At 68.4% G+C, this 12,732-nt stretch carries 14 protein-coding genes; 6 read left to right on the top strand and 8 right to left on the bottom strand.

Annotation, left to right across the window (positions count from 1 at the left end; translation table 11 throughout):
• Positions 1-35: 35 nt before the first annotated feature.
• Both ABD714_RS13310 and ABD714_RS13305 read left to right on the top strand, forming a co-directional pair.
• Complete coding sequence (locus ABD714_RS13310; protein ID WP_344812860.1) at positions 36-437, top strand: hypothetical protein; 402 nt, start codon at positions 36-38, stop codon at positions 435-437.
• A gap of 31 nt (positions 438-468) precedes the next feature.
• Positions 469-1,188: a hypothetical protein gene (locus tag ABD714_RS13305; protein ID WP_344812859.1), complete on the top strand. Its 720-nt coding sequence runs from the start codon at positions 469-471 to the stop codon at positions 1,186-1,188.
• A gap of 43 nt (positions 1,189-1,231) precedes the next feature.
• Here the strand turns inward: ABD714_RS13305 and ABD714_RS13300 are convergent, their stop codons facing one another.
• From ABD714_RS13300 to ABD714_RS13265, 8 genes are all read right to left on the bottom strand, one after another.
• Positions 1,232-1,594: a single-stranded DNA-binding protein gene (locus ABD714_RS13300; RefSeq protein WP_344812858.1), complete on the bottom strand. Its 363-nt coding sequence runs from the start codon at positions 1,592-1,594 to the stop codon at positions 1,232-1,234.
• Positions 1,595-2,015: 421 nt separating this feature from the next.
• Positions 2,016-3,023: a hypothetical protein gene (locus tag ABD714_RS13295; RefSeq protein WP_344812857.1), complete on the bottom strand. Its 1,008-nt coding sequence runs from the start codon at positions 3,021-3,023 to the stop codon at positions 2,016-2,018.
• Between the two features lie 292 nt (positions 3,024-3,315).
• On the bottom strand, positions 3,316-3,489 hold the full coding sequence (locus ABD714_RS13290; protein ID WP_344812856.1) for a plasmid mobilization protein: 174 nt from the start codon (positions 3,487-3,489) through the stop codon (positions 3,316-3,318).
• A 134-nt stretch (positions 3,490-3,623) separates the two neighbouring features.
• Positions 3,624-4,970, bottom strand: coding sequence for a hypothetical protein (locus ABD714_RS13285; RefSeq protein WP_344812855.1), 1,347 nt, complete (start codon positions 4,968-4,970; stop codon positions 3,624-3,626).
• Between the two features lie 52 nt (positions 4,971-5,022).
• Positions 5,023-5,550, bottom strand: a complete 528-nt coding sequence (locus ABD714_RS13280; RefSeq protein WP_344812854.1) for a hypothetical protein — start codon at positions 5,548-5,550, stop codon at positions 5,023-5,025.
• Entirely contained in the window at positions 5,547-6,167 is a 621-nt protein-coding gene (locus tag ABD714_RS13275; RefSeq protein WP_344812853.1) for a M23 family metallopeptidase, read from the bottom strand. Before ABD714_RS13275 ends, ABD714_RS13280 begins: the two co-directional genes overlap by 4 nt.
• Positions 6,164-8,527: a VldE C-terminal domain-containing protein gene (locus tag ABD714_RS13270; protein ID WP_344812852.1), complete on the bottom strand. Its 2,364-nt coding sequence runs from the start codon at positions 8,525-8,527 to the stop codon at positions 6,164-6,166. Before ABD714_RS13270 ends, ABD714_RS13275 begins: the two co-directional genes overlap by 4 nt.
• A gap of 188 nt (positions 8,528-8,715) precedes the next feature.
• Positions 8,716-9,219: a helix-turn-helix domain-containing protein gene (locus tag ABD714_RS13265; protein WP_344812851.1), complete on the bottom strand. Its 504-nt coding sequence runs from the start codon at positions 9,217-9,219 to the stop codon at positions 8,716-8,718.
• A gap of 364 nt (positions 9,220-9,583) precedes the next feature.
• On the opposite strand from ABD714_RS13265, the gene ABD714_RS13260 reads away from it, so the two are divergent.
• From ABD714_RS13260 to ABD714_RS13245, 4 genes are all read left to right on the top strand, one after another.
• Positions 9,584-10,087, top strand: a complete 504-nt coding sequence (locus tag ABD714_RS13260; protein WP_344812850.1) for a DUF6668 family protein — start codon at positions 9,584-9,586, stop codon at positions 10,085-10,087.
• 14 nt (positions 10,088-10,101) lie between these two features.
• A complete protein-coding gene (locus tag ABD714_RS13255; RefSeq protein WP_344812849.1) occupies positions 10,102-10,404 on the top strand; it encodes a hypothetical protein in 303 nt (100 codons plus the stop codon).
• Positions 10,405-10,431: 27 nt separating this feature from the next.
• Complete coding sequence (locus ABD714_RS23155) at positions 10,432-11,187, top strand: DUF8175 domain-containg protein (protein WP_486348152.1); 756 nt, start codon at positions 10,432-10,434, stop codon at positions 11,185-11,187.
• Between the two features lie 7 nt (positions 11,188-11,194).
• A partial coding sequence (locus ABD714_RS13245) for a TrbL/VirB6 family protein (protein ID WP_486348151.1) occupies positions 11,195-12,732 on the top strand: 1,538 nt, incomplete at its 3' end.

Below are 12,732 nucleotides of genomic sequence, written 5' to 3'. Positions count from 1 at the left end.
TCAGTGTAAATCGTACATCTGTTCTACTTCGGTGGGTGGGTGGACGGTCGGGCTGGAGTCAGCAGAAGCGGGACCGGATCCTGCAGGCGGAGTGCCACGGCGAGGCGTGGCGGCGGGTCGTCAACGGTGAGCCGATCGCCGAGATCGTGGCGGAGGTCCGTCGCCTCGTCGGGGACCGCGGTCGGGTGCTAATCGAGACGGCCGGCATCGGGGTGGGGGCCTGGTCGGCGCGGCCGAACCGGCGGTCCACGGAGCTGCTGGTGGCGGGGATCCTGCTCGAGGCGGCCGAGGGCCGGGGGTATGAGGAGCTGGCGTACTGGGTGGATGTCGGCCGGGATCGGGCCCTGCAGCCGCCGCATACCGCATCCGCGGGAACAGAACCCATAGGTGAGCAACGAATCGATGTATCAGGCGGCGCTGATCGCCCTCCTCCCTGACCCTTGACCTGAGCCGGAGGAGTCGGAACGCATGACGTGGATAGAGACCTTCGAGAACCCCTCCAAGAGTTGGTTCGCCACCGGAGGGGCCGGATTCGACTACGGCAAAGGCTTGGCGTTCGACGGGAAGGGCAATGGGTGGATTCGGGGCAGCAGCGGCTGGAACGCGCTGAACCTGTTTCACCTGGTCAAGCCGAACACCGACTACCAAGTTTCCGCCCTGCTCCGGCTGTCGCCAGGCCTCACCGACGGGTACTTCTCAGTCCGCGAAGCTCGCGAGCTCGTCGGCAACGGACGGATCCTCAACGAGGTCAAACTCGTGGGGCCGTCGCCGTACAACACGTTCAGCTTCAAGTTCGCCACGGGGAACGTAGACCGGGTGTTGTTCTACATCGGCTTGTGGGGCGTCGGTCGCGACGTGTGGATCCAGGTGGACAACTTCGTCCTCGATGAGCGCGGCGGGTCGTCTTCCTCACCGGGCGGGTCAGTCCCTTCGTGTGGCGTGGAAGTCACCAACGCCGGGTTCGGTCAGTCTGCGGAGGTGCGCGTGTACGGGCAGGGCTTCTCCCCGGGAGAGGGTGTCGAGATTCTGCGCAACGGCCAGTTCGCGTCCTCCGGCTTTGCCGACAGCGGGGGTCGGTACTCGGTGACCTATGGCCAGGCGGCGACGGCACCGCCCACGGCGTGGACGGTGTATGCCCGGGGGACGCGGAGCCAGAAGAGGTCCAGCAGCGCCGGTTACCAGCTCTGACATCCGGGCTGGGGGTGGGGTGGCCACCCCCAGCCGGACCGGGTTACTGGTCGTCGACGGTGTCGGTCTTGGTGTTGCGCTCGAGCCCGGTGACGCGGGCGAAGGTGAGTGAGGCGCCAACGGACTGGGCGAGGACGCGGTCGGCGTAGCGGTTCTCGCCGGTGGTCTTGTCCTTCCAGGTGTCGGTGACGACGGTACCGGTGACCAGGAGCCGGTCGCCCTTGTTGAGGTTGGCCATGTTCTCGGCGGTGCGGCCGGTGATGCGGACGGCCCAGCGGGTGGCGGGTCGGTCCTTGCCCTGGTTGACCAGGACCACGGCGTCGACGTAGAGGCCGCCGGCCTGGTTGGCCTTGATCTCGAGGTCGGTGGCGAGGTTGCCTTCGAAGGTGATGGTGGTTCCGTACATGGCTGGTGCCTCCTGGCTGTGGTGCCGGGGGTGGTTCCTCCCGGTCTGTCCCTGTCTGGGATGGCAGGCGTGGCTGGCGGGCCGGGTGAGCGGTCAGGGCCTGGAGCCGGGGGAGCGGAGCAAGTTGTCGGAAGTGGAGCGCAGTGGAGCCGTCCCGCAGGGCCGAGAAGTTGTGAGCACCGGAACGGTCAGCGCAGCTGGGGCCTTGACGGCTCACCCGGACCGTCCAGACGGTCGGGTCAGTCCAGAGGGGGCAGTCCGGGGTGGTCCCTTGTGCGGCCGAGCTGAGGGCGGCGGTCGTGTGCGGCGGCCTCGTCGTCGGTGGAGGGCGGTCGGTAGCGGAGGGCCTCAGGGCTGTCGGGCCGGCGGTCAGCTCGTCGCGAGGTGGAGGTGCGGCGGCCACGCCGGTTCGGGCTGGTGATCACGCCGACGGGCGGTGATCGGCGCGGGACTGGGGACTGCACGCGGGACAGGGGTGGAGGGGTTGGCGGTCGGCGGTCTCGATCCACCGGTAGGTGTCGGAGACGCACTGGCCACACCAGGGGATGACCGGGATCAGCGGCCGGTCCAGGGCGGGGTGGTCGGCGACGGCGTCGATCTGGCGGAGGTACCAGGCCAGCAGCGCCCATGAGGCGGTCTTGGCGTGGGCGGGGGCGTTGATGTTCAGCCGTCGGTGGAGCGCGTCCATGGCCTGGACCAGCCGGTTCGCGGTCCAGGGGAGGTCGGCGTGGGCGTAGCGGTGCAGCTGACCGGTGATCCGGGTAGGGGAGCATCGGCTGAGCCACGGCACCCGGCGGGTCATGTCGCAGGCCAAGTCCCATGCTGGGCCGGCTCGCCGCCGCTTGGGCCTTTGTTGGTGCCGGGCGGAGCGGAGCGGAGCACGTGTCGACCCTGCGTAGCTCTGTTCGAAGGCAGGTAGATCTCTAACGTAGGCACTTAAAGACCTACCTCTGGTAGGGGTGACATGTTCCACAGGGCGACGCATCGATGTGGGGACCACGAAGGCCGAGACTGTGGACAACCCCCGCTGCGGGGAGCCTGCCTTCCGGGCTTTGTAGGTCTCGATCTCGGTGAGCATCCGGCCTGGGATGGTGACGATCTCCAGGCCGATGTCGCGGGCGACCTTCTGGCAGCGCTGCACGGTGCGCACGTCGCACTGCAGCAGGCCGGCGAGGGTGTCAGGCCGAACGATGACGGTGCGGCCGCAGCGACGGTCCTGCGCGTACAGCGACTTCACGGCCACCCAGCGCTGGAAGGTGTCGGGGGCGACGCCGTGCCGCTTGAGGATGTCGCGGTGCAGGCCGATGGCGATGGGGACGGTGACAGCCAGGTAGTGCTCGCGGGACGTCCAGCCGACGGTGCCGGTGTACCGGCCGGGGTCGGCGCCGTGGTCGCGGATGGGGGAGTTGATGCCCCAGCGGGGCAGCACGCACCGATTCCTTGGCGCGGCCGCGAGAACGCGGCCGGCGTGGGCGGCGTCCTCGATGCGGCGGGGACGGGCGGGAAGTGCCTGCGACAGGCCGACCAACAGAGGGGTCGCCAGCGCAGCGCGATGCGCTAAAGTGATAGCAGCTCCTGAGCAGAGCTAGGCACGACAGAACCCGTGGCAGGGGACTTCGTGAAGGTGGACCGGCTGTAACCGGCTCTACAAATGCTTGAGACAACCAGCCGCCGCTACCAACGGCGGCTGTTGTCGTCTCAGGGCACTGCCCTGATGAGGACTAGGCGCTGATGTCGAGTTCCTCCTGGACTTCTCGTCGTCGCTGAGGGACTGGTCCTGGACGGCGCGGCGGCGCGGGGTCGTAGCCGAGCGCGACGTGCTCGAGGTAGCCCTGAACGGTCATTCCGGCCTCTTCGGCTCGCTTCTTGAGCCGGCGCTTGTCTTCGTGGCTCATGCGGAACGGGTAGCTGGTGGCACGCTCGCTACTTCGACGTTCATCGGCCGCTACGGACATGAGCCAATCGAACCAGTAGCGCCCTGGAGATCCGATCTCCTGTGATACCTCGGCGTGTCGCACCGCCATGGCGATCACTGCCCGACGGCCTGACGACAGAGCCGGGCCACGATCGCGGCTGCGGTGAGTCCAGCCCGTTGGGTGCGTGGCTGCAGCTGCCGGCGGTCGATGATCGACCCTGCGTGGAGATGGGGGTCGGTGGGGATCTCGGTGATCGGGTGGTTGGGGCTGAACCTGTCGTAGACGGCGCGGCGGGCGTCGGTCTGGAAGTCGCCGGGCCCGTTGGTGCCGACCAGCAGGGTCCGCTGCAGGAGCGGGTTGCCTTCCTCGGCCATGGTGGCGAGCATCCGGTTCGCGACCAGAATCGAGTCCTGCCGCCACTTCATGGGGACGACGAGGCAGTCGGCGAGGTCGCGGGCGGCGAGCCAGTTGGGGGCCTTCTCGTTGTTGCCGGTGTCGATGACGATGACTTCGAAGAACCGGCTGAGGAGGCGGTGGACGCGGCGGACCTGGTCTTGGTCCATGACGACACGACCGGACTGGTCGCTGGAAAGGACGTAGTACTTCCCCTGGGTCTGATGGGCGAGGTAGTAGGCGAGCTCGGTGAAGGAGGAGTCAGGCTGCTCGAGGCGGTCGGCGGCGTCGAGGAGGTCAGCGACGCTGCGGGCGTGGGGGCTGTAGGAGCGGTCGCGGGCGTTGCCGCGGAGCTCGTTGTTGTCCCACACGACGATGCCGCTGCCGCGGGCGTGGCCGAGCTCGCCGGCGATGACCAGGGAGGTCGGGGTTTTCCCGCCGCCGCCTTTCGGGTTGGCCACCATGACGGTGACGGCGCGGGGGAACACGGTCCGGACGTCGGCCAGGTCGTTCTGTAGGGCCTGTTCGCGTTTCGACGGGCCGAGACCGAACCAGGACCGCCATCCGGTCTGGGCTTTCGTCTTCGCCGCTGGCCGCAGCTGCTGCAGCAGGTTCTCTGTGGAGTACGTCGACGCCGAGGGCTGCGTGGCGACAGCCGGGGGGGTCGTCTCTGGTGGCGTAGCGGCCGGCACCGCCGCGGGCTGACCGGGCGTCCGTGGGCTGCCGGCCGGCTGATCGGGCTGGTCGGGGCTGCTGTGGTTGTCTGCGTCGCGGCTGGGGGCCGGGCCGGCGGGTGTGGAGGGCCGGGACTCGTCAGGTTCGATGGTGCCGTTGGGGTGGACGATGATCGGCCAGTTGCCGTCGGGGCCGGTGGTGGTGAGGCGGACGGGCCGGTTCATCTTCACGGCGGTCTCGATGACACGGCGGATGATCTCGCGGCGGGCGGCGGCAGTGGTGTTGGTGTCGATCGGGTGGCTGGTGCCGTTGATGGTGAGTTCGCCGGAGCCGTCGGGGCGGGTGAGGGCTTCGATCTTCGGCCAGGTCGGGATCATCGTCTGATCGTTCATGGTGGTTCTCCTACGGGTTGCGGGTGTCAGCGAGTGGGGGAGCGGGAGGTGGTCAGGCTTCCCACTTGTCGTAGGCGTAGATCTGCCAGCCGGTGCCGTCGGTGATCAGGTACAAGACCATGGCCCAGCCTTCGCGGTAGGTGACTTTGACGGCGAGGTCGTAGTCGCTGCTCTTGAGGACCTCGCGTCCCTCGTAGCGGCCGTCGGGGACGTTGCGGATGTCGACGGTGTCGAGCTGCTTGGCGACGTCGGTGGTGACGTTGGGGGCGGCGGGGTTGCCGATGAGGCGTTGCCGCCACGCCTTCTTCCCGCCGTCGGTGTTGGTGAAGTTCGTGGCGAACCGGTCTACCACCGGCCCCCAGGCCGCTTCCTGGACTTCGGCGGGACCGTTGGCGTGGTCCTCGGCGCCAGCGTCGCCGGCGGACGGGTTGAAGCTGGTGGGGGAGGGCGCTGGGGCGGAGGGCGTGGTGACCGGCGTGACCTGCTCGGCTGGGGTGAGGAACGTCCACGCCAGGACTGCAGCAAGCACAGCGATGATGGCCGCGAGCGCGGCGACGAGGACAACGGCACGGCGGCTCATGCCCGGATCGCCTTGCTGCGGAGGAAGGCGGCCGGGTCGACGGAGCGCCCATCTTGGGTGATGGCGAAGTGCAGATGCGCTCCGTCAGGTCCTAGAGGGGCGACGTTGCCTTGGTAGCCGACGGTGCCGATCACCTCACCCGCGTGGACGGTGTCGCCGACGGCGACGTGGCGTTCGGTGAGGTGGGCGTACAGGGCCTGGATGCGGTCCCCGCCGGCCAGGTCGATGACCACCAGATTGCCGTAGCCGGTCAGCTCCGGGCCGCCGCAGCTGGGGAGTGCCTCGCAGCTGCTGGCGCCGGTGATGGATTCGGAGCGGGTCACGGTCCCGGCGTGCACAGCCGTGACGGGTGTTCCGGCCGGGGCGGGGTAGTCCAGGCCCTGGTGCTGCCGCGGGACCAGGCTGCGGGTGGGGCATCCGACCCCGTTGAAGCCGCACCCGGGCGGGTAGGTGTCGGCGATGGGCGGTGACCACGTGGTGAGCTGGTGGTTCCAGATCGCGAGTCCGACGCCGCCAAGAACGACGACTGTGCTCAGCAGACCGACCAGGGGGATCAGCCAGACGGGTCGCCTCGTCGCGGGCTTGTCGGTGCTGGGGTCGACGAGAGCGGAGGTCATGACTGGATCCCTTTGCTGCGGAGGTAGGGGAGCGGGTTGAGCGGGGTGCCGCCACGGCGGATCTCGAAGTGCAGGTGGGAGCCCCGGGGCCCGGTGGGTCGGACGTTGCCCTGGTAGCCGACGGTGCCGATCACCTGGCCGGTGCGGACGGTGTCGCCGACGGCGACGCGGCGTTCGGTGAGGTGGGCGTACCAGGCGGTGACCTCACCACCGCCGGCGAGCCGGATAACGACCAGGTTGCCGTAGCTGACACGTATCCCGCCGCAGATCGGCAGGGTCGTGCAGGTCTGGCCGCGGGCCAGGATCGACTCCGACCGGGTCACGGTGCCGTTGTTGACCGCGTACACGGGGACACCGGGCGGCGCGGGGTAGTCCTGGCCGGTATGGCCGGAGTAGCAGCCGAAGGCGCAGCCGACGCTGGACGGTTGCCCGACGGGGGTGTGCCAGGCGCCGGCGCTGATGTCGGCGGGCCCGTCGGGTTGGGCCTTGTTGCCGAAGACGGTGACGTGGACGTGGTTGTAGTGCAGGGAGGAGTCGTCGCCCTGGCCGTCGGCGCGGTAGGTGCGCCAGCCTTCGTCGTCGCGGGCGATGTTCCAGATCTTGTTGTCGAAGATCAGGTACTCCACGCCGAGCTGCCGGTGGTTGGCCTGCAGCCAGCGGGCGACCGTCCAGCCGAAGGCCTTCCCGGCCGCGGTCTGGTAGTTCGGGATCATCAGGTCGACGGCCCGGCCGGACGGGTGGTCGGGCAGTGCGTCGGCGCGGACGCCGCCGATGTCGGTGATCGTCGGGTACTGCTGCTGCACGCACCGGAGCACCCGGAGGGCGTCGGGGGTGAGACTCTTCTCGGCGGCGAGAGCGGTGACGGGGCAGTTCCCGGTCGCCCCGTCTGCTGGCTGGTCGGGGCAGGCGTCGCCGGCGGGGGCGGCGGTGCCGTCGACGAGCCCGGCGAGCTGGCTGACGAGGGCGCGGGCAGCGGCTTCGTGCTTGGCGTACGCCGACGGGAACGCGCTGACCTGGACGGCCTGGGCGGCTTCGGCGATCGTCATCTGTTGCCAGCCGTCGATGTCGGTCAGGCCGCGGTTGTTGGTGTGGGTGGCGACGCCGTAGAAGGCCATCGTGGCCAGCCGGATGTCGCGGATCTCGGCGACGGTGCCCCAGCCGGACGACGGTCGCTGCTGCTGCCATCCGACGGAGTCCCGGTCACCGCCGGCGAGGTTCCGCAGCCCGGACTCCTGCATCCCGGAGGCAATGGCGACGATCCAGCCGCGTTCGGGGATGTTGAACTCTTTCCCGACCTCGATGGCGGTGGCGGCGATCTTGATCTGGTCGGCGTCGAGCTTCCAGCCGGGCACGGTGAGGCTGGCGGGCAGGGCGGCCTGGGAGGGCTGGGGGACAGCGCTTGCGGTGTTCGGGGCCGCGCTGGTGGTGCCGCTGGCGAAGGCGGCGACGACGGCGTGGTGGTCGGAGCCGTAGGCGCCGAGGATCTTCTGGGCGAGGAACCGGCCGGGGGATCGGGTGAGCCACACGTAGTCGATGAGGCGGCGGCCGCTGGTCTGGGTGCCTGCTTTCGGCGCGCCGAGGGCTGACCAGTTGGAGGTCATGCCGGCGCTGCGCATCAGCATGTACGGGAAGGTCGGGTTCTTGACCTTCTGGTCGGCGCGGGCGTCGACGTTGTGGTCGCCGGTGACCGCGACCGGCCCGTAGGGGCGGAGCTTCGTCACTACCGACAGCATCGCTGCCATCTGCGTCCGGTACACCGAGAGCCGCTTCGGCGCCCCCGGTCGGGGGTGACCCTTGCGATCGATGTCGGGCACGAGGTGGTGGTTGACCACGAAGAAGACGCCGCCGGTGCCGCGGTCCTGCAGTTGGACCCACTGCACCGACTTGGGTCCGATGCTGGTGCCGGCGGTGCCGGACTCGATCCGCACGACGTCGATGACTTTCTCCGAGCCCTGCGCGAGGAGCTTGTACTTGCCGGCGTTGTAGAAGATCTGGACGGCGTTGTTGCCGTCGGAGACTGCCCAGCCTTTCTTGGCCATCACACGTGCGGCGTCGGCGCGGCGGCTCGGTGAGGAGAGCTCTTGGACCCCGATCACGTCCGCGGTGCCGGCGATGGTCTCCAGACCGTTGAGGACTCGGCCGGTGGAGTTGGAGAACAAGGTGTTCCAGCTCGCGACACGGGCGGTGACCGGTGCGCGCGTGGTGACAGCCACAGGCTCGGCGGGCACGTCGACACCGGGGAGGTCAGCGGGGAGGCAGTCCTCCGGTTCGGTGAGAACGAGAAAGACGAGCATCGAGAAGATCAGGATCAGCGGAAGCCCCAGGGCTAGTCCGACCGTGACTCCCGGACGTGATGGCATGGCTACGCGCCTGCAGCGGTCGAGGAGTGACCGGTGGTCTGAGCAACGAGAGCCGACATACCGGCACCTCCTGACGGCTGTTGGGGGTCCACGCGGGTCTGTCACCGCGGAGGATCCCGGACTGAGATGCCACAACTATAAATTAGATTGTGCGTCAGGCGAAAGACTACAGTTGAGAAGTGCGGCTGCTAGTCCTCGTCGCGGTCAGGCGAGGCGGAGGCGTGCCGGCGAGACATCGCGGACTCATGCTCCTTGACGGGGGTCTCCAGTCCGTCGTCGAGCCCTTCCATCAGCCGCAGCTGTTCCAAGATCGCAGCAAGGCTGGCGAGCCCCGCGTCGCTGACTCCCACGCTACGAGCGACGATCCCCCGGACGTTGGCGCTGCGGATAGCGACCAGCCCGTCCAGCTGATCCGTGATGCGTTGGGCCTGGGCCTCGTCGAAGAAGTAGGTGACGGGGACGTCGAACAGCTCGGCAATGCCGGCCACGAGACGGGCGCTGGGGTTGCTCTTCTTGCCGGAACGAAGCTGGCCGAGGTAGGCCCCGGTGACCGAGACTCCTGCCGAACTCAGTTCCTCAGCCGCGCGGTCATTGCTGTACGGCTGGACGGTGCCCGGCCGCGGTACGCGTGCGAACAGCTCGTTGAGCCGGTCGGCAAGGTGCGGGAGGCCTCCGCCGTCCTCGTCGGCCATCGTGTGGACGCCTCCAGCGGCTCGTTTCACGGTCGAAGGTTGAATCGTTATCAGCATGTCACACCTCGCTGCGACGTTATCGACAACCACGATCAGGCAGTGACAGAGCGCCTTCGTGGCCCTAGTTCGCAGGCACAATGCCTCATGCCCCGTTGACTCTGACGAAATCCTAGTCATATGCTTCACCCATCGCACAAACTAGAGTTTCGGAATTAGGGTTTCCAGTCTTGTCGCTGGAGCGGAGCAGTAAGTGACCAATGGTGTGACGAATCCATGGCTGCCGTCCGGTGGCGTACAAGAGCCAGCGCAGGCCCCGATCGCATCGGTGCCTCGCGCGACAGGGCCAGAACGGCCGCAACTGTCGGTGCCCGCACCCGACAAGGTCGACCAGCTGCCGACCCGGCGCGTCCACGAGTCAACTGGGCTCTGGATCGTCGGCGCGCACGGTGGCGCCGGCGAGTCCACCCTCGCTGCTCTCGTCGATGCGTGGAAACCTGCCGGGCGCGCGTGGCCGACCCTCGAGCCCGCTGAGGCCGTCACCGCCATAGTGGTGGCCCGCACGAACGTCCGTGGACTCACCGCCGCCAAGGCGGCCGCCAAGCAGTGGGCCTCCGGCCTGGTCCCCGAAGTGCAGCTCCTGGGACTGGTGCTGGTCGCAGACGCCCCGGGCCGGCTGCCCCGACCACTCCGCGACCTGAGCCGCGTTGTCGGCGGTGGCTATCCCCGTGCGTGGCAGCTTCCGTGGGTCGAGTCCTGGCGGCTCGGCGACCCCGTAAGTCTCGACACCGCCCCACGAGAAGTCCGTCGCCTCGTCGACGACCTGAACATCCTGCTCCCCAACGGCGCATCCCCCGGCGCCACCAACTGAAAGGACGACCGACGATGGCGCTTCCCGAGCTCATCACCGCGACCACCCACCTGCTGGGGGTTCTCCCTCTCCAGATCCCCAACCCCGATCCCGTCCAACCACCCGGAACCCAGGGTGTCGAGACGATCCTCGCCTGGCTCAAGTGGATCGGCTTCGCCGTCGTGGCCGGCGCGATCATCGTCGGCGGCATCGGCATCGCCGTTGCGCTTCGCCGTGGCGAAGCCGGCGACGCCCTCCCCAAGATCTTGTGGCCGATGGCCGGCGCCATCGTCATCGGCGGCGGGATCGGCATGGTCAGCGCACTCATGGGCGGCTGACGCCGATCACGGCTCGAAAGGAACACCGTGACTAGCCAACAGGGCCCCGGCACCGACCCCTCGGAAACGCAGAACCTGCTCGCCAGACCTGCGTTCCTCGTCGCTGGGGTCTTGGTGTTGGTGATTGCTGTCCTGGGCGTCGTAGTAGGAGTGCGAGTTGCGCGTAGCAACGACACAACTCCGCCGCCCAGCACATCAGCCACTCCGATTCCAAGTCTGAGCGCTTCCACGTCTGCGGATCCATCCGCCAGCGTCTGCGGCCTACCGGCATCAACCGCCGGCAACACGCTTGATGCGCCGCCGGCCGTCACTTGGTCTTACCAAGGCTCTACGGCGTACCCCCAGTCCCCAGAGTTCGGTGCGGGCAAGACGGCTTCAGAGGGCTACAGGTACTGCTTTCAACACTCGCCAGCAGGTGCCGTGGTGATGGCCGCTAATGCTCTGGTCCAGGGATCCGATCCAGAGACTGGAGCTGCTTGGGCCAAGTACGTGCTGAGCGAGGGGCAGTACCGGGATGAGCTGATGAACAATCTCGGCGGCGCCGCCGGAGCCGAAGGCACCCGAATGACAATCGCCGGATTCCGGGTTCTCAGCTACGACGAGGCTTCCGCACGAGTGGATCTAGGTGTCCGCGTCTCTTCTCAGAACCAGAACCTGATCATCTCGGGTGTCTACGAACTGGTCTGGCAGGAAGGCGACTGGAAGATCAGCGCTGACGTCCAGCGCCCTCTAGACACGGCATCGATTCCTGACCTCAACGCCTACGTCCCTTGGGGGGAGTGACTCCTCTATGAATGAGGATGAGTGCGGACCCCTGGACTTCGGATGCAAGGCGGGCCAAATCGCCTCAAGCGCTGTCGGTGATGCGATTCAGAACTTCGCAAACGCGGTGATGGAGATGGTCGGTACGGCCGTCACCTCGCTGGGGACGGTGTGGCTCTACATCGGGACGCCGAACCTGACCAATGGGTCGACCGGTGGGGCATCGATCCCTGCGGGATCGGCGCCGCCGAGCGCGGCCGGCCTGGTCACGGCACTGGGCTATGTGACCTGGATCGGCCTGGCAATCGCTGCGATCTCGATGGTGTGGCTGGGCGTGCTGATTGCGGCCAGCCTGCGCCGCGGCGAAGGTGCGTTGAACGTGGGTCGCTTCGGCCTGCTGTTGGGTGGTGTCGTGTTGATCGCCGGCGCCGGCTCGCTGGTCGCCGGGCTACTACCGGCCGGCCCCCGTGGGGTGGGCGGTGCGACGCTGTTCATCCAGAGCGGGCTGTGGTGGTACATGGCAGCGTTGGCGGTGTTGTCGGTGATCATCGCCGGGATCCGGATGGCGTGGGAGAACCGCGCCGATCCGGGCAAGGACCTGATCAAGAGCCTGTTCACGCTGCTGGTCGTCGCCGGCGCCGGGGTGACGTTCACCCAGCTGTTCATCACCGCCTCGGACACGTTCTCGGTGTGGCTGCTGCAGGGCTCCCTGAAGTGCGACGTGGCCACCGACAAAGCCTGCTTCGGCAAGAACATCACCACCCTGCTGGCATTGGGCGCGAACCCGGCCACGGGCGGTTCGCTGGGGGCGATGTTGGTGATCATCCTGGGGATCATCGCCAGCCTCGCCGCGTTCGTGCAGATCGTGCTGATGGTGGCGCGCAGCGGGATGCTGGTCATCCTCGCGGGGATCTTGCCGCTGTCGGCCGCCGCCACCAACACCGAGATGGGCAAGGGTTGGTTCCGCAAGTGCCTCGGGTGGCTGATCGCGTTCCTGCTGTACAAGCCGGCGGCGGCGATCGTCTACGCCGCGGCTTTCCAGCTGGTCGGGTCGAACATCTTCGCCGACGACGACGCCCTGGTCTCGATCCTCACCGGTCTGATGTTGATGATCTTGGCTGTGCTGGCGATGCCGGCGCTGATGCGGTTCGTCACCCCGCTGGTGGGTTCCTTGGCCAGCGGGGCGGCCGGCGGAGCGGTGGCGGCCGGGGCGATGGCGGCGTTGCCGAGCGGTGCCGCCCAGCTGGGCCGGCTGATGGGCGGTTCGTCGTCGGGCGGTCCGAGCGGCAGCCAGTCTCAGCCGTCGGGCGCAACCTCGACGGGCAACTCGTCGGGTCCTGGCGGACAAGGGTCGAGCGGAAGCAACGGATCGAGTGCGCCGTCCGGCTCCGACGGCTCCAGTGGCACGCCGGGCAGCAACGGGCGCGGCACGCAGGGCGCACCGGGCGCGGGTAGCGGTGGCGCACCCGGCGCTGCCGCGTCCAGCCCTGGCGGCGGCGGGACGCAGGCGGCCGCGCAGGCAGCCCAGGGCGGCGGCTCCGCCGCGGGTGCCGCGGGCGGCGCGGC

The organism is Microlunatus aurantiacus (assembly GCF_039536605.1).
Lineage (GTDB): Bacteria > Actinomycetota > Actinomycetes > Propionibacteriales > Propionibacteriaceae > Microlunatus > Microlunatus aurantiacus.
The sequence above is the reverse complement of the archived record's forward strand: the minus strand, read 5'-3'. Positions and strand labels throughout refer to the sequence as shown.